Origin of the sequence: Chryseobacterium antibioticum, assembly GCF_012927325.1 — a bacterium.
Classification (GTDB): domain Bacteria; phylum Bacteroidota; class Bacteroidia; order Flavobacteriales; family Weeksellaceae; genus Chryseobacterium; species Chryseobacterium antibioticum.
Genome location: NZ_JABBGI010000030.1, coordinates 1 through 24552, shown reverse-complemented (window position 1 = coordinate 24552; position 24552 = coordinate 1). Strand labels below are relative to the sequence as shown.

At 36.1% G+C, this 24552-nt stretch carries 22 protein-coding genes; 17 read left to right on the top strand and 5 right to left on the bottom strand.

What is annotated here, in order from left to right:
• Positions 1 to 16 precede the first annotated feature (16 nt).
• From HHL23_RS18810 to HHL23_RS18775, 8 genes are all read left to right on the top strand, one after another.
• On the top strand, positions 17 to 442 hold the full coding sequence (locus tag HHL23_RS18810) for an SRPBCC family protein (protein WP_169236311.1): 426 nt from the start codon (positions 17 to 19) through the stop codon (positions 440 to 442).
• A 5-nt stretch (positions 443 to 447) separates the two neighbouring features.
• The gene (locus HHL23_RS18805; protein WP_169236310.1) at positions 448 to 957 is read left to right on the top strand and encodes a GNAT family N-acetyltransferase; all 510 of its coding nucleotides are present in this window, start codon (positions 448 to 450) and stop codon (positions 955 to 957) included.
• Complete coding sequence (locus HHL23_RS18800) at positions 954 to 1334, top strand: VOC family protein (RefSeq protein ID WP_169236309.1); 381 nt, start codon at positions 954 to 956, stop codon at positions 1332 to 1334. Before HHL23_RS18805 ends, HHL23_RS18800 begins: the two co-directional genes overlap by 4 nt.
• A 35-nt stretch (positions 1335 to 1369) precedes the next feature.
• The gene (locus HHL23_RS18795) at positions 1370 to 2392 is read left to right on the top strand and encodes a glutaminyl-peptide cyclotransferase (protein WP_169236308.1); all 1023 of its coding nucleotides are present in this window, start codon (positions 1370 to 1372) and stop codon (positions 2390 to 2392) included.
• Positions 2393 to 2494: 102 nt separating this feature from the next.
• Positions 2495 to 3520 (top strand): glutaminyl-peptide cyclotransferase, encoded by a 1026-nt coding sequence (locus HHL23_RS18790; RefSeq protein ID WP_169236346.1) that lies wholly within the window; start codon positions 2495 to 2497, stop codon positions 3518 to 3520.
• Between the two features lie 79 nt (positions 3521 to 3599).
• Entirely contained in the window at positions 3600 to 4568 is a 969-nt protein-coding gene (locus tag HHL23_RS18785) for a hypothetical protein (protein WP_169236307.1), read from the top strand.
• A gap of 28 nt (positions 4569 to 4596) precedes the next feature.
• Positions 4597 to 5211 (top strand): deoxynucleoside kinase, encoded by a 615-nt coding sequence (locus HHL23_RS18780; RefSeq protein WP_169236306.1) that lies wholly within the window; start codon positions 4597 to 4599, stop codon positions 5209 to 5211.
• 86 nt (positions 5212 to 5297) lie between these two features.
• A complete protein-coding gene (locus HHL23_RS18775) occupies positions 5298 to 5648 on the top strand; it encodes an arsenate reductase family protein (protein WP_169236305.1) in 351 nt (116 codons plus the stop codon).
• A gap of 40 nt (positions 5649 to 5688) precedes the next feature.
• Here HHL23_RS18775 and HHL23_RS18770 read toward each other — a convergent pair whose 3' ends face one another.
• The gene (locus HHL23_RS18770; RefSeq protein ID WP_169236304.1) at positions 5689 to 5994 is read right to left on the bottom strand and encodes a DUF493 family protein; all 306 of its coding nucleotides are present in this window, start codon (positions 5992 to 5994) and stop codon (positions 5689 to 5691) included.
• Positions 5995 to 6035: 41 nt separating this feature from the next.
• Positions 6036 to 6707: a DUF4197 family protein gene (locus tag HHL23_RS18765; RefSeq protein WP_169236303.1), complete on the bottom strand. Its 672-nt coding sequence runs from the start codon at positions 6705 to 6707 to the stop codon at positions 6036 to 6038.
• Positions 6708 to 7057: 350 nt separating this feature from the next.
• On the opposite strand from HHL23_RS18765, the gene HHL23_RS18760 reads away from it, so the two are divergent.
• From HHL23_RS18760 to HHL23_RS18725, 8 genes are all read left to right on the top strand, one after another.
• Positions 7058 to 9886, top strand: a complete 2829-nt coding sequence (locus HHL23_RS18760; RefSeq protein WP_169236302.1) for a SusC/RagA family TonB-linked outer membrane protein — start codon at positions 7058 to 7060, stop codon at positions 9884 to 9886.
• A 12-nt stretch (positions 9887 to 9898) separates the two neighbouring features.
• Complete coding sequence (locus tag HHL23_RS18755) at positions 9899 to 11314, top strand: RagB/SusD family nutrient uptake outer membrane protein (RefSeq protein ID WP_228464858.1); 1416 nt, start codon at positions 9899 to 9901, stop codon at positions 11312 to 11314.
• A gap of 72 nt (positions 11315 to 11386) precedes the next feature.
• Positions 11387 to 12778 carry a glucoamylase family protein gene (locus HHL23_RS18750; protein WP_169236301.1) on the top strand — a complete coding sequence of 464 codons (1392 nt, stop codon included), beginning with the start codon at positions 11387 to 11389 and terminating at the stop codon, positions 12776 to 12778.
• A gap of 109 nt (positions 12779 to 12887) precedes the next feature.
• Positions 12888 to 13595 (top strand): carboxylesterase family protein, encoded by a 708-nt coding sequence (locus tag HHL23_RS18745; RefSeq protein ID WP_169236300.1) that lies wholly within the window; start codon positions 12888 to 12890, stop codon positions 13593 to 13595.
• Position 13596: 1 nt separating this feature from the next.
• Positions 13597 to 13995: a hypothetical protein gene (locus HHL23_RS18740; RefSeq protein WP_169236299.1), complete on the top strand. Its 399-nt coding sequence runs from the start codon at positions 13597 to 13599 to the stop codon at positions 13993 to 13995.
• Between the two features lie 63 nt (positions 13996 to 14058).
• Positions 14059 to 16386: a beta-glucosidase BglX gene (gene bglX, locus HHL23_RS18735; RefSeq protein ID WP_169236298.1), complete on the top strand. Its 2328-nt coding sequence runs from the start codon at positions 14059 to 14061 to the stop codon at positions 16384 to 16386.
• A gap of 87 nt (positions 16387 to 16473) precedes the next feature.
• Entirely contained in the window at positions 16474 to 16863 is a 390-nt protein-coding gene (locus tag HHL23_RS18730) for a hypothetical protein (protein ID WP_169236297.1), read from the top strand.
• A gap of 291 nt (positions 16864 to 17154) precedes the next feature.
• Positions 17155 to 17568, top strand: a complete 414-nt coding sequence (locus tag HHL23_RS18725; protein WP_169236296.1) for a hypothetical protein — start codon at positions 17155 to 17157, stop codon at positions 17566 to 17568.
• A gap of 115 nt (positions 17569 to 17683) precedes the next feature.
• Here HHL23_RS18725 and HHL23_RS18720 read toward each other — a convergent pair whose 3' ends face one another.
• From HHL23_RS18720 to HHL23_RS22615, 3 genes are all read right to left on the bottom strand, one after another.
• Positions 17684 to 21151 carry a DUF7619 domain-containing protein gene (locus HHL23_RS18720; RefSeq protein WP_169236295.1) on the bottom strand — a complete coding sequence of 1156 codons (3468 nt, stop codon included), beginning with the start codon at positions 21149 to 21151 and terminating at the stop codon, positions 17684 to 17686.
• Positions 21152 to 21238: 87 nt separating this feature from the next.
• Entirely contained in the window at positions 21239 to 22000 is a 762-nt protein-coding gene (locus tag HHL23_RS18715) for a LytR/AlgR family response regulator transcription factor (RefSeq protein ID WP_169236294.1), read from the bottom strand.
• A gap of 2 nt (positions 22001 to 22002) precedes the next feature.
• Positions 22003 to 23859: a tetratricopeptide repeat protein gene (locus HHL23_RS22615; protein WP_169236293.1), complete on the bottom strand. Its 1857-nt coding sequence runs from the start codon at positions 23857 to 23859 to the stop codon at positions 22003 to 22005.
• A 318-nt stretch (positions 23860 to 24177) separates the two neighbouring features.
• Between HHL23_RS22615 and HHL23_RS18705 the strand changes: the two genes are divergently transcribed.
• The gene (locus HHL23_RS18705; protein ID WP_169236292.1) at positions 24178 to 24318 is read left to right on the top strand and encodes a bacteriocin-like protein; all 141 of its coding nucleotides are present in this window, start codon (positions 24178 to 24180) and stop codon (positions 24316 to 24318) included.
• Positions 24319 to 24552: the final 234 nt, after the last annotated feature.

The following is a 24552-nucleotide window of genomic DNA, read 5'->3' as shown; positions in this document are numbered from 1 at the left end:
AAGAGAAACTGATATTATGAATACACCAATCACTGTTCAGTACAAAATAAATGCTTCCGCAGAAAATATATGGAAGGCATTGACCGATAAAAGTGAAATGAAATCCTGGTACTTTACGATCCGGGATTTTGAATTGGAGCCGGGAAAAGAATTTGATTTCTATGAATCCTGTGATGGAGGGAAATACCTTCATCGTGGTCGTATTGTAGAAATTATTCCCAACCGAAAATTAAAGCATACCTGGGCGTATCCTGAACTTTCAAATGCGGTGACAACCGTGACATGGGACCTTCAACAGGAAGAGGATGGAACATTGGTAACCCTTACGCATGAAAATATTGAAGGCTTCGATGGCCTGGGAGAAACATTTTCCAGGGCAAACTTTACAGAAGGCTGGAATTCAATTATCGGACAGAGCATGAAAGAATATGTAGAAAAATAAAAGGTATGATCGAACTGCAGATTTTTAAAAAAGAAAATGCTTCTGAATTAATCTCTAAAATAAAAGACAAAAGAGCACTCCTTCAGTTTGCCGGTCCTGCCTACCATTTTCCTTTGACCAAAGAACAGCTGGAAAGCGATCTGAACAATGAAAACAGATTCATGTTTAGGATTTTTGACCAGACAGAACACAATACCATTGGTCACGCACAGATCTTTTTAAAAGAAGGTACTTTTCTACTCGGCAGAATCCTGATCTGGGACGAAAATAACAGAGGAAAGGGCTACGGAAAGAAAATTGTACAGAAACTGTTGGAATACGGCTTTAGTCACTTTGATAAAGAAACAGCTGAGCTTAATGTATATGACTGGAATACCGGAGCTATTGAATGCTATAAAAAAGTAGGCTTTGAAATTGATCCTGACATTATGAGCGAAGTCAGCATCGATGACGAGCTTTGGCTTTCCGTGAATATGAAAATCAGTAAAAACACGTTTGAATCTAAAAAAATATGACAACATTTACAGCACTCCGCCCCATACTCTGGACAGAAAATATGGATGAAACGATCGGGTTTTATACCCAGATCCTAGGCTTTACCCTGATGGAAAGAAATGATGAATGGCAATGGGCTTCGATTAAAAAAGACGATGTGCAGATCATGTTTTCTCAAAACGAATATGAGAAACCCAATGGAATAGGATTCACAGGTTCGTTTTATTTCAATGTAGATAATGTTGATGAACTTTGGGAAGACCTTAAAACCAAAACCAGAGTCTGCTACGAGGTTGAGACTTTCGAATGGGAAATGAGAGAGTTTGCGGTGTACGATAACAACGGTTATCTTTTACAATTTGGTCAGTCCGTGGATAATATTGGCAATACGGAATAAAATTTGCTATTTTTGGGGAAATATTTAGAAATTCAATGAAAAAGAATATAATAGTAGGTTTAGCGGTAGTTCTGATGCTGGCGTCTTGTAACAAAGATGAAAAGATCCTGAACACGCTGAATGAATATAATAATACAATGGTAGAAAAAGGGTATCATTTCGGTGATAAACTTGAACTTCCAAAAGAGGTAACGGATAATGCAGAAAGCATCAGCATCAGCTTTGGAGATAAAGAAACTTCAAGTCTGACGGTTGATCCTAAATTCTTTACGCTGGGCGATAATGCAGTTACTTTTAATATCAAAACAAAAGGCGGGAAAACATTGAATCAGGACGCAACCATCAATGTATTTGCAAAAAATCCTGAAAAAAATATAGCATATCAGATCATCGCAGAATATCCCCACGATCCAAAGAACTTCGTACAGGGTTTCCAGATCGAAGGAAATACCATCTACGAAAGTGACGGGCAGAACGGTTCTTCACAGATCCTGAAATATACATTGGGAACAACAACTCCGTTAGCTTCTACAAAGCAGGCTCAGGAAGATTTTTCCGAAGGAAGTACGATCGTTGGCGATAAAGTATATCAGCTGACATGGCAGAGCAAGAAAGGATATATCTATGACAAAAGCTCTCTTAAACTACTTTCTGAATTCGCTTACCCGAATGTTTTGGGTGAAGGTTGGGGACTTACATATGACGGGGAAAACCTGATCGCATCAGATGGAAGCAAGCTTTTGTATTTCCTTGATGCTAACAATCCTTCAAAACTGATCAAATATGTAGCAGTAGCGGGAAGTTCTCAGATCTATGACCAGCTAAATGAATTGGAATACCACAACGGGTTCATTTATGCCAACGTATGGCAGAAACCGGTGGTGTTAAAAATCAACCCTGCAACAGGAGAAGTGGTAGGAACATTTGACTTTACAGATATTGCGAAACAGAATACCAAAGGAAGTGATGATGTACTGAACGGAATTACTTTCAAGGGCGACAATATGCTTGTAACTGGTAAAAACTGGCCGAAAATCTATGAAGTTCAGATCAAGTAATCTGGCTTAAGATCTATCTATAAAAATATAGCGTTCCTCAGGAGCGCTATTTTCATATAAGGATTAAAAATTTACTATTTTTGACGAATGATTAAGAGCTCACTGAAAATACATATCATAGCCGGTTTAGCTGGCGTTTTCCTCTTGTCTTCATGCAATAACAAAGAGAAAATGCTGGATTCCCTGGCTGATTATAATAATTCAAAGGAAACAAAGGGCTATCATTTTGGAGATCAGCTTAATCTTCCAAAAGAGGTAACAGACAATGTAGAAACCATTACGATCAGTTTTGGAGAGAATGAAACCTCAAATTTAACTGTTGATCCAAAGTTTTTCACATTGGGAGATAACGACGTTACCTTTATCATTAAAACCAAAAGCGGAGAAACCTTGAACCAGGATGCAACGATCAATGTTTTTGCTAAAAATCCTGAGCAGAATATCTCCTATGCTATCGTAGCGGAATACCCTCATGATCCGACTAATTTTGTTGAAGGATTTCTTATGGAAGGCAACACCGTTTACGAAAGCGCCGGATTGGATGGTGCTTCTAAATTGATAAAATATACTTTGGGTTCATCCACTCCCGCCATTACTGAAAAACAGCCTGCTGAAATTTTCTCTGAAGGTTGTGCTATTGTAGGAGATAAAATTTATCAGTTGACCTATAAAAATAAAATAGGTTTTGTTTACGATAAAAATTCACTAAAAAAGCTTTCCCAATTTCCTTTGCCGAATGTCATTGGAGAAGGGTGGGGCCTGACTTATGACGGAAAGAACCTTGTTGCAACCGACGGTTCAAAAAATCTTTATTTTCTGGATGTCAACGATCCTTCAAAGGTAGTCAGAACCGTAGCTGTTGCCGGACATACCGAAACTTATGCTAATATTAATGAACTGGAATATCACAATGGTTTCATTTATTCCAATGTTTGGCATCAACCAATTATTCTAAAGATCAATCCTGCCACAGGTGAAGCTGTAGGGAAGTTTGATTTCACAAAATTAACAAAGGAAAATGATCAGGGTAACAGCGAACATGTTTTAAATGGAATTGCTTTCAAAGGAAATAATATGCTTGTGACAGGGAAAAACTGGGCGAAAATTTATGAAGTTGCTATTCAATAATTCATCATTTAAAATTCAAATAAAAGAATGTAAATTGCTGACGTTCCACGTAGGAAAGTTATCTTTACCAAAATAGATTTTGAGACTACTTTATATCATATCAATCTTCCTTTTCTGTACAGTTTCTGCGCAGAAATCCCTTCCTTTTGACACCTTGAAGCTGAAGGAAGCCAAAGATATGCTGGCAGACGATTACGGCTACCTGTATATTTATAAAAACAAAGATTTCAGTTTCACTAAATATGATTCTTTGGGGAAACAAATCGGCAAAATGATGTTGACTGTTCCCTACAAGATACAGTCTGTTCAGAATCCTCTGAGCTTGGCGCTGTTTTCAGAGAATGCCCAGGAAATGAAATTTGTTGATCAGAACATGAACGAAATCCAGAAGGTTGATTTCAAACAGAAATTCGGGTTTATCAAAATGGCTTATGCGGAAGATCTTCAACAGCTCTGGCTTCTGGATGACAGTACAAAACGTTTGATCCAGTACAATTTCAGAAATGACACTACGATCAATTCCTATCCTTTTGATGTCAGTTTTGATGATCTGATGGATCTTTTGGTGTACGAAACCAAAGTTTATATTTTAACAAGACAACATATCAGAATATACTCGCTGAAATTTGAAAAACTCTTCGAGACTCCATTGGAAAACGGTAAACGTTTCAGAAGAGAGAATGAAGCTGTTTTGGTGGTCGCAGACAATTCGATCCTGAAATACGATCCTGAAAAAGGAATGGTGAAAATTTTTGAAGATAAGGATGCACAAATTGTGGATAAAAACATTCTTTCTTATTTTGAAATCAAAGCGAACAAACTCTATATTTACAGCCTAGAAAAAATAAAGGAAACTAAACTGCAGACAGAACCCGAAACCAGGCAGGAAAATGCACCACCGGTAACACAGCCATCATCTGAAAAACCGGCTGGGGAAGAAGGAAAGACCACTGACGGAGAAAAGAAAGAATCCGATGAGAAAGCTCCTGATCATACTTTACAGAAGCTAATGGAGGATACTTCAGAAGTTCAGGCTACGGGAGTTTAGACCAATTAATAAAAAAATACTTAGGAGAATGCATATTGCAGTTACAGGAAACATTGGAGCAGGAAAAACAACTTTGACCACGATGCTTGCCAAGCATTACGGATGGGATGCACAGTTTGAAGATGTAGACCACAACCCTTACCTTGAAGATTTTTATGCAGATATGAGCAAATGGAGTTTTGCGCTGCAGATTTATTTTTTAGGAAGCAGATTCCGTCAGGTAAAAGAAATCAGAGAAAGCGGAAAAAATATTATCCAGGACCGTACAATCTATGAAGATGCCCATATTTTTGCTGAAAACCTGAATGACATGAAACTTCTTTCAGACAGGGATTTCAATAATTATATCTCTGTTTTTGGTTTGATGAAGTCATTTGTTTCTGCACCGGATCTTTTAATTTATTTAAAATCCGATGTTCCGAACCTTGTGAAAAAGATCTACAAGAGAGGGAGAGAATATGAAGCGTCCATCAGTATTGAATACCTTTCAAAACTGAATCAGAAGTATGAAAAATGGATCTCCGATTATACAGAAGGAAAGCTTCTTGTAATCGAAGTAGATAATCTGGATTTCGTGGAAAAGCCTGAAGATTTCGGATTCATCCTTGAAAAGATCGAGGCAGAGCTGAACGGTCTGTTTTAACAAATTTTATAAGAATTTAAAACGGCTTTCAATACATTTCTTCCTAAATTTGATGGGAAGAGTCTAATTTTTTAAATGATTACATTATGATGGTTAAGGTTTTACATAACGGAAACTGCTCGAAGTCAAATGCTGTTCTGGAGTATCTGGACGAAAATGGGGTGCCTTTTGAGATCATCAATATCGTAGAAGATCCGTTGAGCGTCCTGGAGATCAAAACAGTACTGAAAAAGCTGAATCAGAGCGTATTTCATATGATCCGAAAAACAGATAAGCTGTATATGGAGCAATATGCCGATAAAGATTATTCTGAAGAAGAATGGATAAAGATCCTGTCTGAAAATCCTTCCCTGATACAGAGACCCATCCTGATCAAAGGATCCGTGGCCATGTTGGGAAGACCTATTGAAAATGTGAAATTTTTTATTGAAAAATAAATACCATAAAAAAGTCAGCGGAAGCTGACTTTTTTGTTTTCTATAATAGAATAACGCCTTCTATTTTTGCTACTTCTTTATAAATAGTCACTACCTGATTGGCATCCAGTACGAATGCGTTGATATTGCATGCCGTGTATTTGCCGTTTTTGCTTTCACGGTTTCCCAGTGTAAACTTAATACCGTCAAAAACTTTATAAATTTCAGTAAGTTTTGCCTCGTCTGTAGGAATGATAAATTTGAATAAATAATCTTCCGGAAAATCATGGTGACCTTCCAGTTTTTCCTTTAAAGAATTATAAAACTCTTCAGGATTTGCGTGTTGATTTCCTTGTAATATGTCCATCTGCCTTTGTTAAATTATATATAAATATAGCAAAAAAAAATCTATTTTCCAAGTGGTCCAAGCAGTGCTTTGGAGTTCTGGTGCTCATAATCTTCGATGATATTAAACAGTCCGTTCACCAGCTGTTCAGAAGCTAATTTGCTTAATCCTCCGGTATTCACATTACTGTTGCTACCTCCTAAAAGGCTTCCCAAAAGATTGTTTCCTGAAAGAGCAGTATTAATGGTTTTTGCAATTCCATATTCGTTTAATTTCTCATCCACTTTCGGAGCAATGGCTGCTACGAGTTGTTGCGATGTTTTTTCTTTTAAGATCTGTGTAGCGGTAGTACCCTGAATAATTCTTGTGACATCCTGTGCATTTAAGCTATTGACCGCATTCTGTAGAATAGGTTTTGACAAATTAACCGTGTAAGATGCTGCCTGAGCAATGAAGTCTCTTTCTTTAGCGACCAGTGATGGGGCAATCTTCTCCAAAGTAGAATTGATGTCTCTAAGCTCTTTGGGAAGGGCCTTGTCTACCATATTATTCTGAAGAAAGGCTTCCTTATTGCTGTAAATCCCCATTCCTTTATCAATACCGTTCAGCAAAACCCTTTTTATAATGGATAGGCCGAGGTCTGTAGTAGCCATTGTCTGGCATGATTGAACACTGGTTACAATTGCTAGTCCGGTACCTATTAACAGTGCTGCTGATATGATATATTTTTTCATTGATCTTTTTTCTTACTTTTTCAAATATTGAGCCAAAGGTAACCACTATAACTGTATTAACAAAATATTAAATTCTTGTTACCTATTTGGAGAATTTCTTGTTAAAAGTAAAAGATTTTAAATTAGGCATTTTGTTGTAAATTGATATTTATAATGTAATTTAGTTATCTTAATATAAATTATTTAGCTTTCTGTATAAGATTTATATGAGTTTTTTAAATTTTTACAATACATTAACATTGTTCGATTTTTTTTCTATTTTTGACTAATGTCTTCTTTTGAGAATTTAAATAACTCCACCAAGAAGGACATGTTTTTAAAATTAGATTGTACGAATAAAATTGAACTATATGAAACAACGTGATTTAAAGTATTCATGCCTCATTGCGGTTTTGTACTTCGGTATAAACGTCAATGCGCAGACTACTCCAAGAGATACTGCTGTGAAAGAGCAGAAGATCGAGGAAGTAGTGCTGATCGGATATGGATCTCAGAAAAAGGAAAATGTTACTGGGAGCATTGCTACGATTAGTGCTAAAGATATATCAGACAGACCTAATTCAAACCCTATTAGTTCTATTCAGGGTAAGGTGTCTGGTGTTCAGATTCTCAATTCCGGGGCACCTGGTGCATCACCAAGGATAGATATTCGTGGTATTGGATCTATAAGTGGGAAAACAGTATTTATTGTGGACGGAATGATTACAGACGATATTTCATTCCTGAATCCGCAGGATATAGAATCAATGAGTATCTTGAAGGATCCATCCAGTTTAGCAATCTTTGGAGCTAAAGCATCAAACGGAGCGGTTATTATTAAGACAAAAACAGGGAAGGGTAAAAAAACAACCTTTAATTTCAATTCTTATCTTGGAGTAAAGAAGGTAACAAACGTTCCGAAAATGGTTAATGGTGACCAATACGTTGAACTCTATAATGAAAAACTTCGTAATGAAGGAGTAACTGATCCTACGAAATTTATATCAAGATCTCAATTTCCAGCAGATACAAACTGGTTCAATGAAGTTTTGTCACCGGGAATTATCAGTTCATCTGATATTTCAGCTTCGGGTAATCTAGGGAAGTTAAATTACTTCTTAAGTCTTGGTTATTTAAAAGATGAAGGTACTTTAGAAGCAGGACGTGGCATCAATTCAGGGAATGATTTTGGAAGATTAAATACAAGAATTAATCTTTCTTATAAGATTACGGATAACTTAACTATCGGAGACAATTTTACGTGGGCTGATATTCACAATAATAATGCGAATAACCCTTTATTGACGGCTTATAATGCCCCTCCGGTATTCTACCCGATTGATCCGACTACTAATAATTATGATTATATTACTCTAGCAAATATAACCAATCCAAGAGCAATGCTTGATTTGTTTCGCTCAAAAACTAAACAGCAACGTATGCTGAATAATATTTGGGCCGAGTATAAGTTTCTTAAGGATTTTACATTAAGAGTAAGCTACACTTCTGATAATACAAATACCAGTAAGTATGAGTTCACTCCTACTGCGACTTATATTCCTCTGCCAAACCGATCTCTTTTGATAACAAGAGATTCTAGAAATAGGGATTATGTGTGGGATAATACATTGTCTTGGAAGAAAAAGCTGGGGCAACATAATATTGAATTGTTGGCAGGTTTTTCACGTACCCAAAATTATTATCGTGAAAACTATTTAGAAGCTAGGGATATTATATTTAATGGTAAAGATAGTAGTCTTGATATTTCTTCAGGAAATGAAATTGTTGGAATGACCATAAGTGCACAAGACGATCCTCGTGCTGTTACTCCTAATAAAAAGAGAATTGAATCCACATTTGGAAGACTTAATTATGATTATGCGGGTAAATATCTCCTAAACGCATCAGTACGTCGAGATGGAGCAACAGGTTTCTCTTCTAATGACAGATATAAAGTATTTCCGGCAGTAAGTATAGGTTGGATTATCTCAAAAGAAGGGTTCATGAGTAATCAGAATCTGTTTAATTTATTGAAATTAAGAGCGAGTTGGGGTAAGCTTGGTAATCCAGAGGTTCTTAGAGATTATGATAATCTAACTAGTGTTCTTGCAGGCGGAGCTTATTTTGGAGGGATTGGTAATCCTGCACAAACGGTTACCCGGATTGTAGACCCAACTATTACCTGGGAAACGACTACAGGACGGGATTTTGGTGTTGAAATGGCAATGCTTAATAACAAGTTGAAAATTGAGGCAACTTATTTTGATAAAGATTCCAAAGATGTAGTGTATGGTATTAATCAGCCGACGACATCAGGAGCAAGTAATGCAAATAGTTTTGTAACTAATGCTTATTCTTTTAATAATAAAGGATTTGAAGGTTCTGTTAGTTATGATGCAAGAATAAATGATCATATCAAGTTTAGCGTTTTTGGTAATATTACTACCCTGAACAATAAAATTACAAGTGTATATGCAGACTCATATAACCAACCAGGAGTAAGTTTATTTGGTAACCCGATAATAAGACTTGAGAAAGGGCAGGCTGTAGGTTCATATTATGGTTATAATGTAATCGGTGTATTCCAAAACGATGCGCAGGTAGCTGCAGCTCCTACTTATTCATCAGTGAAAAAGACTGTTGGAGGCTTTATGTTTGAAGACAGAGACGGGAACGGGGTTATAGATGCCAATGATAAAACGTTCTTGGGAAGTCCGGTTCCGAAATTCACTTATGGATTTGGATTTAACATGAATATCTATGATTTTGATTTAGCTATGGATTTTCAGGGAGTATCCGGAAATAAAATTTATAACTATAACAGAGAGCAAAGATTCGGAAATGAAAGCTGGGATTTAGATTTCTATAATAACAGATGGCATGGAGAAGGAACTTCAAATACACATGCTATGACGACCAATGATCAGGGAGTTATTGTTCCAAGTAGTTTTTATGTAGAAAATGGAAGCTTTTTCAGAATTAGAAATATTCAGATAGGGTATAATATTCCAAAAAATATTTTAGGTACGGCTATCCAGAAATTACGTTTTTATGCGAGTGCTCAAAACCCGTGGACAAGCTTCAAATATCATGGTTTCTCACCGGAAATTTTGAATACGGATAGAGTGCAGATGGGTATAGATAATAATATTTATCCAATATCTGCAATATATACAGTTGGAGTTAATGTAACTTTTTAATTTAATTTTATCATGAAAAAAATAATATTTTCAATATTCATGCTTTCTGCAGCCTTAAGCTGTAAGAGTGATTATTTAGATATACCTGTTGAAGGAAGAACCGATGCTTCAGAATTCTTTAAAACAGAAAGTGATGCTATACAGGCTACCAATGCTATTTATAATTTTTTAAGAAGCTGGGACAATTCAGCATTTCCATCTCAATATCTTTTTGGAGTACCTGCTGATGATGTATTAAAAGGCTCAAACCCTGGAGATGCCTCTTTTATGAATGCGTATGACCAATTTACTTTTACTTCCAGTGATGATGGTGTTAAAGGATACTGGTCTGGCCAATGGCAGGCAATAGCCCGCTGCAACCAGGTGATTTCAAAAGTTCCGGCTATTGAAATGAATACCGCTTTAAAAGACAGACTTTTAGCCGAAGCGAAATTTTTACGTGCCTATTTTTACTTCAATTTAGTAAGAATATATGGAGGCGTTCCAATTTTTGATGGCCTTCAGGAAAACTATAATATTCCTAGAAGCACATCAGATGAAGTTTACAATTTCATTATTTCTGATTTAACAGCAGCTTCGCAGGTTTTGCCACAGTCATATGGAGCATCAGATTTGGGTAGAGTAACTAAAGGTGCTGCGTTGGGAATGTTGTCAAAAGTTTACCTATATAAGAAAGATTGGACAAAAGCTTATGAGGCCTCGAGCCAGGTGATTGCGATGGGGTATTCATTAGATGCAGATTTCAATCATTTATTTAGAGTGGCAGGAGAATTTGGTCCAGAATCCGTTTTTGAGGTTGATTGTGCCTGTACAGGGCAGTACAAAGGAAGCCAGTATTCACAGGTGCAAGGAGCAAAAGATCAGTTTGGTTGGGGCTTTTTTACTCCCTCTCCAGCATTAGAGAGTGCTTTCGAACCTGGTGATATTCGTAAAGAATTGACGATTTTAAGAAATGGAGAAACTACACCGGAAGGTGACATTATTAATGCAAATCCAACCTCTGTTAATACGTATAATCAAAAAGCATATGTTCCTAAAAGCCAGCAAAATACCGCTTGCGATGATGGGTCGGTACAAAATATCAGGATTTTACGCTTTGCTGAAATCTTACTAATCAATACTGAAGCCGCAAATGAATTAGGAAATACTGCAGCAGCTATAACAAATCTTAATAAAGTAAGAACAAGAGCTCAGTTGCCAAATACTGCAGCATCTTCTCAATCTGCTTTAAGAACGGCTATCTGGCATGAGCGAAGAGTCGAACTTGCCATGGAAGGTGACCGTTTTGTAGATCTTGTAAGAACGGGACAAGCTGCTACAGTATTGGCCCCTTATGGATTCAAAGCCGGAAAGAATGAACTTTTCCCAATTCCTTTTATAGAAATAGGACAAAGTAATGGGGTATTGACCCAGAACCCAGGATATTAAAATTTAATTATAAACTTAGAGGAGAATGAAAGTTCTCCTCTTCTTTTAGTAGAACTAGGTAAAAAAGATTTCATGAAAAGGGCCGTATTATCAATTGCCATAACCTCTTTACTCTTCACATCTTCTTGCAAAAACGCCCAACCGCATAAGCAGGAAACCACTCAAAATAAAGCCGTAAAAAGTGACATCACAGATGAACAGCTGATGGATAAAGTTCAGAAAGAGGCATTAAAATATTTCTGGGATTATGCAGAACCCAAATCCATGTTGGGAAGAGAGCGTTATCATGAAGACAATATCTATCCGGATAATGACAAGCACGTAGTCACTACAGGTGGTTCAGGATTTGGACTGGCCACATTATTGGTAGGCGTGGAAAGAGGATTTATTCCAAGGAAAGAAGCCGTAAAAAGACTCACTCATATGATGGATTTTCTTGCCAAAGCAGACCGTCATAAAGGAGCATGGTCTCACTGGATCAACGGAGAAACAGGAAAAACTGTTCCTTTCGGGAATAAAGATAATGGTGGTGATCTTGTGGAAACAGCATTTCTTACCTCGGGAATTCTAATGGTCCGCGAATACTTTAAAAACGGGAATGCCGAAGAAAAAGAACTGGCTTCAAAATGCGATGAGCTTTGGAAAGGAATTCAATGGAACTGGTATACAAAAGGAGGTGAAAAAGTACTTTACTGGCACTGGTCACCGGAATATCAATGGGAAATGAATTTTCCTCTGGAAGGGTATAATGAATGCCTGATCACCTATATTCTGGCAGCTTCATCGCCTACCCATCCTGTTGATGCCGAAACCTACTACAAAGGCTGGACAAGAAACGGAACTTACCTTACAGACAAAACAAAATACGGACTTCCTCTGTACGTAAAACATAATTATGCTGAAGAATACGGCGGACCGCTTTTCTGGTCACAATATTCTTATATCAGCCTGGATCCTACGGGACTTTCCGATAAACTGGTTAAAAATTATTTTGACCTAAACAAAAATCAAGTCCTTATCGACTATAAATACTGTGTGGAAAATCCAAAACAATGGAAAGGCTACGGTCCCAACTACTGGGGGCTCACAGCTGGATACACAAGAAATGAAGACGGAACTGCAGGCTATACAGCTCATATGCCGACTAATGATAATGGGGTGATAACACCTACTGCTGCATTGAGCAGTTTTCCATATACTCCCAAAGAATCTATGGACTTTTTAAGATTCCTCTACACTCAAAAACCTGAATTTATTGGATCAGCAGGACCTTATGATGCAACATCAGTAAATTACAACGACTGGTTTACCCCAAGATATTTAGCCATAGATCAGGGAACCATTGCTCCAATGATCGAAAACTACAGAACAGGATTTCTGTGGAAATTATTTATGAATGCTCCCGAGATTCAGCAGGGACTTAAGAAACTAAGCTTCCAGTCTGCGAAATACGGAATCAGGTAATCTGGTTTTTTAGTACTATTTTTATCTGTGGTAACATCTGGCGGGCTTTAGCCCGTTTAAATAAAAAAGAACACACCAAATGGCTTTAGCCGAAACCTAAAATATTGCTATGAAATTAAAACTAAAACACCTTCCTCTTTTACTTCTGACGTTTTCGTTGCCTATGAATGCACAGGAAATAAAAGGAGAATTAAACAAAGAAATTAAAAGGACAGAGAAAATATCCTACATTCTCGATTATCCTCAAAAGGTAAAAGGAAATGTTCCGCTGATTGTTTTTCTTCACGGTTCAGGAGAAAGAGGTAATAATCTTGAAGCAGTTAAAGTTCACAGTCCATTCACCTATAAAAACCTGATCAAGGAGCCTGTAGCCATATTAGCGCCACAATGTCCTGCAGATTCATGGTGGGATACGGTTACCCTGTATCACCTGATCAAGGAAATTCAGAAAAAATATAAAATTGATGCCTCCAGAATTTATCTCACAGGACTTTCACTGGGAGGCTGGGGAACATTAAAACTCGCCATGGAACATCCTGAATTGTTTGCAGCAGTAGTACCTGTTTGCGCACCTACAGATATGATTATGTATGCGAATATCAATCAATATAAAAATCTGAACATGAAAATTTTCCATGGAGGGATGGATGATGTTGTTCTGCCGGAAAATGCACTTAATTTCTACCAAAGATTGCATCCGGTAAATCCTTCAGCAGAATTGGTCATCTTTCCAAATAACAACCACAATTCATGGGATTCTACCTATTCAGACCCGAAACTGTATGAATGGATGTTGAAGCAGAGACTGAAACAATAAAATGAGCTTGATTTTTATAGCATTGGATCAGCCGGATAATGCTGTCCTTCTAGATGATGATATGTTTTTAGAAAAATATACAGATACTGATTTCGAAGGTTTTTATCCGTTTGAATCCATTTTTATGGATAAAGATAATATTAATAATTTTTTGAATTTTATCTTTATGGAAAGAGTCGATATTCACGTAATAGAAGAAAAAAATAATAAAGTATTGATAGATTTGTCCGTGTATAAAAGTAAATTTTTAGATCCGGATAAACTAATAAACGTTTATTTTGACTGGCTTAGTCTTTCCAGTCGTGAAAATATGATGAGTGAATATGGTAATATGATTTGTGCTTTAGGGTATTTGAAAAGAAACTCCAATAAACAAAATCTATACTTAATTATTGAATAATAAACCTATATTCTCAAAATGAGATAATAAATAATATATTTGTAAAATAAAGGATATAACTATATGAAGAAGATTATAATCATAGCAACTTTAGCACTTTCACCTATATTTTCCGCACAGGAAATGGTAACCAAGCCGGTGCAGTCTTTCCAGACAGCACAATATCAGGCGAAAAGAAAAGCTTTCGTAGAAAACCTTTTATCTAAAATGACTTTAGATGAAAAGATTGGTCAGTTGAATCTGCCGACTTCCGGAGATTTTACAACAGGACTGGCTCAAAGTTCGGATATCGGAAAGAAAGTAGAGCAAGGGTTAGTAGGAGGATTATTCAATATAAAAGGAGCTGAGAAGATCAAGGCAGTTCAGAAAGTGGCTGTTGAAAAAAGCCGTCTGAAAATTCCTTTGATTTTTGGGATGGATGTCATCCACGGTTATGAAACTACATTTCCAATTCCTTTGGGATTGGCAGCTTCATGGGATATGAATCTGGTACAGCAGTCTGCAAGAGTTGCTGCGAAAGAAGCTTCTTCAGACGGAATAAACTGGACTTTCTCGCCAATGGTGGATATTTCCCGTGAACCAAGATGGGGAAGAGTGTCTGAAGGTTCAGGAGAAGACCCTTACTTAGGAAGTGAAGTTTCCAAAAATATGGTCTATGGTTACCAAGGGAAAGACCTTTCTGTTGGTAACACCATTTTAGCCTGTGTAAAGCATTTTGCATTATATGGGGCAGGAGAAGCTGGCCGTGATTACAATACGGTAGATATGAGCCATGTAAGAATGTTCAACGAATATTTTCCACCATACAAAGCTGCAGTAGATGCAGGGGTAGCCTCCGTAATGGCTTCTTTCAATGAGGTGGATGGTGTTCCGGCAACCGGAAGTAAATGGCTTCAGACTGATGTTCTGAGAAAAATGTGGAACTTCAAAGGTTTTGTTGTGACCGACTATACCGGAATCAATGAAATGATAGAACATGGAATGGGAGATCTTCAGCAGGTATCTGCCTTAGCCCTAAAAGCCGGAGTCGATATGGATATGGTAGGAGAAGGGTTTCTGACCACTCTTAAAAAATCTCTGGATGAAGGAAAAGTAACCCAGGCTGAGATCGATATGGCAGCAAAAAGAATTCTGGAAGCAAAATATGACCTGGGATTATTCGATGATCCTTACCGTTACGGGGATGCAAAACTGGCAGCAAAAGAGGTTTACAATATGGAAAACCGTAACATTGCAAGAAGTGCAGCAGCCCAGTCTATGGTTTTATTGAAAAACGAAAACCAGGTACTTCCGTTGAAAAAATCAGGCACAGTAGCCGTGATCGGACCGTTGGTGAATAACTCACTGAACATGGCCGGAACATGGAGTGTTGCTACAAAACATGCCAGTTCAGTATCTCTGATGCAAGGCCTTCAGGCCAATTACGGAAAAGAAGTGAAATTCCTTTCTGCAAAAGGCGCGAACATTGATTACGATGCTAAATTAGAAGATATCTATGCCGCTCACGGCAAGAAAACAGACAGAGACAACCGTTCTAAAGAAGAACTATTAAAAGAAGCTGTAGAGGTAGCTGGTAAAGCAGACGTTATCGTACTGACTATCGGGGAATCTGCAGAAATGAGCGGGGAATCTTCGTCAAGAACAGAAATTACCATTCCTCAGTCTCAGGTAGATTTATTGAATGAGTTGAAAAAGACAGGAAAGCCAATCGCTATGGTTCTTTTCACGGGCCGTCCACTGGCTTTGACCAATGTAAAAGATACGCCTGATGCTATTGTCAACGCATGGTTTCCCGGTTCAGAAGCAGGAAACGCTATTTCAGATGTCTTATTTGGAAAAGTAAATCCTTCAGGAAAACTTCCAATGACATTCCCAAGAAGTTTAGGACAGGTGCCTATCTATTATAATGCAAAAAATACAGGTCGTCCTCTAAGCCAAGATAAAGTGGATAAATGTGTATACGAAAGATTCCGTTCCAATTATATGGATGAGTGCAACACGCCCCTGTATCCGTTTGGATATGGTCTGAGCTATTCTAAATTCGCGTACTCCGACATGTCCGTTTCCAATTCAAATCCAAAAGGAAATCAAACCGTTCAGGCGACAGTAACGGTAACGAATAGTGGGAATTACGACGGTGCTGAAGTCGTACAGCTTTACATCAGAGATATGGTCGGAAGCATTACCAGACCGGTAAAAGAACTGAAAGGCTTCCAGAAAGTATTCCTGAAAAAGGGAGAATCGAAGAAAGTAACCTTCGATATCACTCCGGAAAGTCTGAAATTCTACAATGGAGAATTGAAGTTTGACTGGGAACCGGGAGAATTTGATATCATGATCGGAACCAATTCTGATGATGTAAAACATTCAAAAATCAATTGGACAAAATAATAAAAGTCAAAGCCATTCTTTTGAGTGGCTTTTCCCCTTTTTTGGCACGATTTTTAATAGCACAGTTATAACGTTAAAATAATAATTATGAAAAAAATAATCTTACTTAGCTCAATGTTTCTGGGGTCTTTTATATTTGCACAGCAGATCAAAGGCGGTGATAGAGATGCTCACGGATGTATCGGTTCTGCAGGATATACCTACTCCCAGATCAAAAAAGATTGTGTAAGGGTTTTTGAACAGAAGATTAAATTGACAGAGGTTGATCCTAAAGGAAGTTCTACTTCAATGGCTGCCGTGATTTTCAGCAAAGACATGAAAAAAGCTGAAGTTTTTGTTCCGGATACAGATGGAGAAAGCCTGATCCTTACAAGACAAGGGAAAGGGAAGACCTGGAAAAAAGATAATTATGTACTGGTTCCTTTCAAGAAAAACGGATACCAGCTTAAAAAAGACAATGTTGTGATTTATCAGTAAACCACAAATTTTATAAATACAATGGAGGCTGTCTGTTAAGGCAGTCTCTTTGTTTTTAACAGCATAAAGGTGGTGAATTCTTTAAATGTAAATTTAAAATTTAATCAGGAATCTGGAGAGTTTTACAATATAAACGAAACCAACTCCAGCGATACAGAACTCTGGAAATCAGCAGGACTACATAATAAATTGATAAGTCTCTTAAAATGAGCAACTTTTTTTTGTATCTTGGATCAACTAATACCTTGTTACTGTTGTTATTTATAAAACTAAAACCATCAATATTTTACTATGAGAAAAACTATTTTATTGGGCGCAATGTTCGTCAGTTCTTTAGCCTTTACCCAACAAAAATCTCCGGTTGTAGGAGGTGATAGAGATGTTCATGGCTGTATAGGTTCAGCAGGTTATACCTATTCACAAATCAAAAATGATTGTGTAAAGGTTTTTGAGCAGAAAATCAAATTAAAGGAAGTGAACTCAGATAAAAGTTACACTACCATGACAGCTGTTATTTTTAGTAAAGATATGAAAAGGGCTGAAATTTTCATCCCGGATGGAAATGCAAAAAGCATTATCCTTACCAGAGAAGGAAAAAGCAAAATCTGGAAAAGTGGAAGCTATATTAAAGAAGCTTATGTTTTAGTTCCATACAAAAAAACAGGCTACCGGATTAAGAAAGATGATGTTGTGATTTATAAGTAAATTCTAATTTATAATATACAAAGCCGCTTCGAAAGAGCGGCTTTTGTTTGATGAAGAATGATATGATAGCAGATTTAAAAATACCCTTCAGAAATACTGAAGGGCATTTTTATATTTAATTTTTAATCACTTTCTTGAGGAGTATTTCTTTATCAGTTATTACTTTAAAATAATACATTCCCTGATTACGGCTGTGAATGCTTACTTTGGTGTTTTGAGAATTAATTCCGATTTGTTTCTGAATAATTCTTCCCTGAGCGTCATACACTTCAACCGACTGAATTTTTGAATCAGCATCTATATTTACCTCTCCTTTTGTAGGATTAGGATATAATTTTACCAATCCGTCTTTTGATGTTTCATCAGACTGCAGGGTGCTTTCAAAATTAGTTGTGGCTTCATTGGTCACAATCGGGAAATTATAATCAAAATAGATATTGGCTTTATTGATTACCTGATCCCCCGGAGCCAGATTATTTTTTGATTTTACTTTCATCAAAATATTTCCATGACCTCCGCTTCCCAAATTGGCCAGTTTCATGATAAATTCAACTTTATTATTTTTTAGCCTTGTATAAGCCAAATGAGAAGCATTTTGTAATTGTAGTGTTGAAATATCAAAATCTGCAGGATTTATATCCATTTCAACCACAATATTAACAGCATTGGAATTTCCTGTATTTTCAAAATTAACGATATAATGCAGATTATTACCAATCATAGCTGCAGGGATCGTACTTCCCTCAATACATACAATATCATTAGGATCAAAAGAATTGACAACGATCTGCTTATAGTTGAATACATTATCCTGGGGATTGATGTCGCCTGCAACAGGATTTACTTTTGCTGAGAAAATCAATTGATCTCCTGAATTTACTGGATTGGTAGAGTGTGTAGGAGTATTGATCGTAAATATAATTTCTGATGCAGTATTGGCATAAGGCTTTAAATTGCTCAAGTTAAAAGTAATCTGGTTTCCTGAGATTGTTGACGGTAATGAAGAGGAAACAAAACTCATTTTTGAGGCATCAAATGTAAGAGCGGCGCTTCCGGAAATTGTAGTATTTCCTTTATTTCTCCACATCAGTTTATATTTTGCATCAAATCCCGGTACAGCATCCGTTACAGGAGCAATCACAACTTCCAGGTCATTCGCATTGCCATTTTTTACAACACAAATGTTCTGGGTAAAAATATTGTTATTATTATTGGGGAAGCTTGTCGTGAAAGAAGCAGGTGTTACCGTAAAAAGAGAAGGGTTTTCAGGTTCTGTTGTTACCGTAAAGGTCCCGGCCTGAGTATAAAAATCATATGTACCGTTATTCTTTACAAAGGTTTCTCCGGTATCGGTTCCATCATTTATTTTAAGCTTCATATGCTCAAATATCTCATCATTGGTGTCGCAGCCATTATTATTTTCATCAAAACGTACCAGGCCTGTGATGGTATTGTAGTTTCCACCGGGAACAAAAGAACAATACGTGTTTAAGTTGCAGGTCGTATTATAACCATACTGGTTGATTAACGCCTGTACAGCGGATAATTGAGAATCATCTGCGCATATGTAGGTAATATTCGGATTGTTATTAAAAGTTACCTCTTCTGTGTATCCATTTTTTAAAAACAGAGTGTTAAGCTGGTTGTTGCTGAAATCTGCTTTAGCAATTTGTGCCGATTCCATACTTACAGAAGATAATTGATTATTGGAACAGCTCAAATTAACACCATCACTATTTGAATTAAAATTATAAACAGCTGGTAAGTAAGGCATCACAGTGTTGCTAAGATTAAGGGAAGTTAAATTATTATCACTGCAATTTACCATTTCAAGTAAAGGACAATTACTTATGTCTAAAGAGGACAATACTCCCTTTTTACAGGTAAGAGTAGTCAGTTTGGATTTATTTGATAAATTTAAACTTGTTAGTGTGTTTTTAGGACGATCAACCATATCATTTGATCCATAATTCAGGAAATTCCCCAAGTGTAGCGTTTCTAAATTGTTAAGAGAAGACGCATCGAAAGCAGATAATCTGTTACCAGTGATATCTATTTCTTTTACATTTGGGCAGTTTTGAAATGTTAAAGTTTGGATGCTACTCTCTATCCCTTTAACAGTTTCCAGTAATGGACAGTTTTCAAATTCATAAAGCGAGGTGTTTCCAAAACCATTTGAATGATAACCCCCGGTGATTACACTTGTTAATTGAGGTGTATTTTTAATTTTTAAGGATGCAGCATAGAACTTTGATAAATTGATATATTCTAAATTCTGAAGCCCATCAATATCAATGTGTCCTAAATAAGCGACCTGATATGACGATAAACCACCGATTATGCCTTCTATTCCTTTTAAATTTACCAAATTGCTTATGCCTGAGGTCGTGCCAAAATTGGGATTATAGGAATTGATGGGGTCATAATGAAAATTGATATAGGCTACTTGATTTAAATCAGTTTGTAAAAGTTCGCCATCTTCATCAGAATCTAAATTTATACAGTTTTGGTTGCTATCTCTTGCTCCCCAGTAATCAATACTGAGGCCGGGACTATTACAAACAGAAGCATTTGTAGAAATCAGAAGTTTTTTTAGACCAGGATCCATTCCCAATACAGCTCCGTTGCAGACGGTCTGAGGTACACTGCCTGTAGCAGGCAAAGTATCTCCCTCGTTTTTACATATACTGGTTATATTGGTATTGTTTACATTAAGGTAAGATAAAGTCTGGAGTTTTATATCTTGAAAACTAAGTTCTGATAGTGGATTATTACTACAGTCTAAGGAATCTACATTTTTATTTTTAATCGTAAGACTGATCATTTGGTTATTGCTGCAGTTGATAGTTCCATAAGCAACATTATCTAGAAGAGAAAAAGAGGTCAGCAAGTTATACGAGCAATTAATATTAAAGGGATTTGGAGTACCATATGATACAATAGGTGACACCAATGAGGTAAGCTGATTATGGCTGCAATCCAGATTTTCTATCTGATTAGTAAAATTACTTAATTGTAAGTTTGCCAAAGAATTATAAGAGCAGTTTATATTGACAACATACGGTGAAGCAGTCAAATCTAAGCCTGTAAGTGAATTGTGACTGCAATCCAGATTTTCCGTTTGATTATAAGAATTGCTTAATTGTAAGCTTGTCAGAGAATTGTAAGAACAGTTTATATTGATAATACTGGATGAAGGGGTCAAATCTAAAACGGTAAGTGAATTGTGACTGCAGTCAAGGTAATATAAATTACTCAGAGAATAGATATCTAACGACGTAATTTGATTATAGCTGCAATCAAAATAGGAGAGTGAGAAATTTGAAATTCCATCCAAAGAAGAAATATTCGAATTAGATATATTCAGCTCAGAAACTTCACTGGCTTCACTTACATCTATCTCTCCATCACCATTGGCATCAATAGCAAAATAATTTCCATTCAAATCTTTTGCGACGATATTACTTGATGAGGAAGACAATAATTTTGCTTTAAAATTCGCATCGGGAATGTTTATAACCTGCGCCTTAAAGGCTAAGGACAGGAAAAGAATAGGGATGAGAAATAATAATCTTGTTTTCATAAATAGTATTTAAATAATTTTTATCAAATTTATTTTTTATTGTTTTTTTCTGGAGTGAGTAAGAATTTTGAGGATTCTATTTGGAATTTATAGCTTACTGATCAGTTCCTGCAGCTTTTCTTTTTTTCGTTGTGATACCTGAAGCTTCGATCCGTCTGACATGATGACGAAGCCGCCATCTTTTTTGATGTAAGATTTCAACTCATTTAAATTGATCAGATGAGACTGATGGATACGTTCAAAGCCATGCTCTCCCAAAAGTTCCTCGTATTCCTTTAACGTTTTGGAAATAATGACGGTCTTATGATTTTTAATGTAAAATTTTGTATAGTTATCTTCGCTTTCACAACGGATAATGTCTTTTATTTCAAACAGATGGATTCCTTCTGAAGTTGAAAGGGCAATCTTTTTAAAATTCTCTGTTTTTCTGCTGATATTATCAAGAAGCAGTTCTATATGTTTATGCGTACTGCTTCTGTGTTGTATCTCTTTGATTTTTATGATAACATTTTTCAGTTCATCCGGATCTACAGGCTTCAATAAGAAATCCAATGCACTGAATCTGAAAGCCTTTATGGCAAACTTTTCATGGGCAGTAATAAAGATAATATGCGCAGAAATCTGTCCCTGCTTTTCATTCAGCTGCTCCAAAATATCAAAACCGGTTCCGTCATTCATCATGATGTCCAGAAACACAATTTCAGGCTTCTTATTTTCGATCAGTGCGATACCGGATTTTACACTTTCGGCCTCTCCCAAAAGAACAATTTCCGGAGCGTAGAGTTTCAGCATTTCTTTCATGCCTTCACGTAAATTGGCATCATCGTCTATAATAACAGCATTGATCATAATTAATCTTTTATATATTCTAATGGTAGTTCCAGAACTACCTTTGTTCCTTCACTTGTATTGTTTTCTCCTTTTATTTCTGTTATCGTCAGGTTCACCTTTTTCTTTTCAAGTTTTTCAAGCGTTTCTAGTCTTTTTTGTGAAATTTCCATGGCCATAGATGTATGCACATTCACCAGATTCTTTTTCAATTTTTTAGAAGTTTCTATTCCTATTCCGTTGTCTGTAATTTCACAGATTAATGATTCCTCAGTCTGACTGAAATGTATTTGAATAAGACCTTGCCCTTCCTTGGGAACGACCCCATGAATAACAGAATTTTCTATGTAAGGCTGAAGTAAAAGAGAGGGAAGGGCAGTATCATCTTCTATTAAAGGATCTTTGATGATTTTAAACTCAAATTTTTGATTAAATCTCAATTGTTCAAGCTCCAGATAATTTTTTAAAGACTCAATTTCCTTATCAATAGCAATAAGTGATTCCTTAGAAAAATCCAGTGTCAGACGCATAAGCTTTGAGAATTTTGCGAGATATTTTATAGCTTCGTCTTTATCATTCTGCATAATAAATGAAGAAATTGCCGCCAGACAGTTGAAAACAAAATGAGGATTCATCTGAAGGTGCAGAGCTTTGTGCTGAAACTCCGTCAGTTGCTTTTGAAGCAGGATTGTTTTTTCACGCTCCTTATTTCGGAAAAAGAAATATATTCCTGCCAAAATAATGATCAATAGTAAAAAACCGAAATACCATTTGATCTTCTCCCGGTTTGTTTTTTCTTTTTGCTCGATTTCGTGCCTTTCAGATTCAAAATCCAGCTCTGTCCTGATGCGCTCCTTTGCATTTTCAATTTTTGTCAGGTTTTTATTCTCTACATTGTAGTTTTTTAAATGAATAAGAGCTTGTTCTTTATTCCCCTTTTTATCAAAGATCTGAGAAAGTAACTCTTCACTTTTTACAGTAGTTTCAGGTAAATCCAGTTCTTTAGAGATTTCAAGACTTTTGTTGGCAAATTCCAGCGCTTGCTCAAGCTTATTTTCAGTGTAATAAATTTTGCCTAAAAACAGATAGGTATTGGAAAGCCCAAATCTATCTTCTGTACTTTTAAACGCTTTTTCTGCTTTCAATAAATAGTCTTTAGCGGTTTCAAACTGCTTTTGGACCATATAGTATTGGGCCATATTATTATACAGCTCTCCCAGTTCACGGGAATTGGGATTTTTTTGAAACTCACTCAGACCCTCATCAAAAAATACTTTAGCCTTTTGAGGCAGATTCTTATCTAAATAAATTAAACCGATATTCGAACATGAAACCCCCAGTGAAGCTGCTTTTATCTTCTTTTGTACAGTATACGATTTCAGAAAATAATACAAAGCTTTCTCCTGGTCATCAATGGAATGATAAATAACCCCAATATTATTATAAATCTTCGATAATTGCACCTCGTTGTGGCAGCTTTCGTATAATTTCATGGCTTTAAAATCATTATTTAAAGCCTGGGAATAATTATTCTGTTCCGAATATATAATTCCTTTGCTGCCGAAATTTTTAGCTGAAATCTCCTGTATGCTTTGATCGGTTTTGTTCAGATTTGATATTTTTTGTTCCGCCTGGTCAAAATATTGGAGTGCCCGATTGTAATTTCCTAAAATAATATTTGAAGTTCCCAGATTCTGCAAAGCCAAAACTTCTTCTTTTACATTCTTTGTCTTTTTTGCAGATTGCAATGCCTCCTGAGCATACTTTTGCATGGCATCTGGATCCGAAGTTTTATAAGAATCAGATATTTTGTTTAAAATTTCCGTTCTTTTTGAAAGATCAGTTGTCTTATTTAATATAATAACTAATGAGTCCGGCACATTTTGTTGTGCTGAAAAAAAAGTAATTATGAAAAAAAAGAAAATAAGAGAATAATTTTTTTTCATCAGTTGTGTTTCATTGCAAATTTAGATGAATCTAAAAAAATATGAAAACATAAATGAGGAAACTGCGTTTTTGAACGAGAATTCGATGGAGCAGACTTTTGATTGACTTTAAAAATGGCTCAGGGTTTTTCTGAAAAAATAATTAATAATCGTTAAAATTATATTTTCAATTAAAAAATGTATATTGGTCTTACCAAATCATAGCAGAATCCGAAAAGCTTATAGAGTAGGAAAGATCAAAAAAAAGACTATATGAAAAATCTAAAGAAACTTTCAAAACAAGAATTGAAAACTGTTCAGGGAGGTATTCCAATGTGTTTGCCTGGATATTTCTGGTGTTCATTTGTGAAGAAATGTATTCCTGTAGGATCAAACTGCGGACTTGAATTGTAGCAAATAGCTATTGTTCAAATAACCTAAAGATCATTTTCTGATCCCTTTGGTTATTCACTAGAAAAAAATAAAGAGGCTGTCTCACTTTTGAGACAGCCTCTTTTTCTATGAAGTCATTTAAACTTTTCCTATAAAAAAGGCTTGCTTATTTTTGTGTTGCGAAACATAAAAAAAGAAAGCAAGCCAATGATGTACCAAGTACTAGACAAAGATATAATAGAAACTGAGATCGTA

Coding starts and splice junctions, on each gene's coding strand:
- HHL23_RS18810 (WP_169236311.1), top strand. CDS start 17: ATGAATACACCAATCACTGTTCAGTACAAAATAAATGCTTCCGCAGAA.
- HHL23_RS18805 (WP_169236310.1), top strand. CDS start 448: ATGATCGAACTGCAGATTTTTAAAAAAGAAAATGCTTCTGAATTAATC.
- HHL23_RS18800 (WP_169236309.1), top strand. CDS start 954: ATGACAACATTTACAGCACTCCGCCCCATACTCTGGACAGAAAATATG.
- HHL23_RS18795 (WP_169236308.1), top strand. CDS start 1,370: ATGAAAAAGAATATAATAGTAGGTTTAGCGGTAGTTCTGATGCTGGCG.
- HHL23_RS18780 (WP_169236306.1), top strand. CDS start 4,597: ATGCATATTGCAGTTACAGGAAACATTGGAGCAGGAAAAACAACTTTG.
- HHL23_RS18775 (WP_169236305.1), top strand. CDS start 5,298: ATGATGGTTAAGGTTTTACATAACGGAAACTGCTCGAAGTCAAATGCT.
- HHL23_RS18770 (WP_169236304.1), bottom strand. CDS start 5,994: ATGGACATATTACAAGGAAATCAACACGCAAATCCTGAAGAGTTTTAT.
- HHL23_RS18765 (WP_169236303.1), bottom strand. CDS start 6,707: ATGAAAAAATATATCATATCAGCAGCACTGTTAATAGGTACCGGACTA.
- HHL23_RS18760 (WP_169236302.1), top strand. CDS start 7,058: ATGAAACAACGTGATTTAAAGTATTCATGCCTCATTGCGGTTTTGTAC.
- HHL23_RS18755 (WP_228464858.1), top strand. CDS start 9,899: ATGAAAAAAATAATATTTTCAATATTCATGCTTTCTGCAGCCTTAAGC.
- HHL23_RS18750 (WP_169236301.1), top strand. CDS start 11,387: ATGAAAAGGGCCGTATTATCAATTGCCATAACCTCTTTACTCTTCACA.
- HHL23_RS18745 (WP_169236300.1), top strand. CDS start 12,888: ATGAAATTAAAACTAAAACACCTTCCTCTTTTACTTCTGACGTTTTCG.
- HHL23_RS18740 (WP_169236299.1), top strand. CDS start 13,597: ATGAGCTTGATTTTTATAGCATTGGATCAGCCGGATAATGCTGTCCTT.
- bglX (WP_169236298.1), top strand. CDS start 14,059: ATGAAGAAGATTATAATCATAGCAACTTTAGCACTTTCACCTATATTT.
- HHL23_RS18730 (WP_169236297.1), top strand. CDS start 16,474: ATGAAAAAAATAATCTTACTTAGCTCAATGTTTCTGGGGTCTTTTATA.
- HHL23_RS18725 (WP_169236296.1), top strand. CDS start 17,155: ATGAGAAAAACTATTTTATTGGGCGCAATGTTCGTCAGTTCTTTAGCC.
- HHL23_RS18720 (WP_169236295.1), bottom strand. CDS start 21,151: ATGAAAACAAGATTATTATTTCTCATCCCTATTCTTTTCCTGTCCTTA.
- HHL23_RS18715 (WP_169236294.1), bottom strand. CDS start 22,000: ATGATCAATGCTGTTATTATAGACGATGATGCCAATTTACGTGAAGGC.
- HHL23_RS18705 (WP_169236292.1), top strand. CDS start 24,178: ATGAAAAATCTAAAGAAACTTTCAAAACAAGAATTGAAAACTGTTCAG.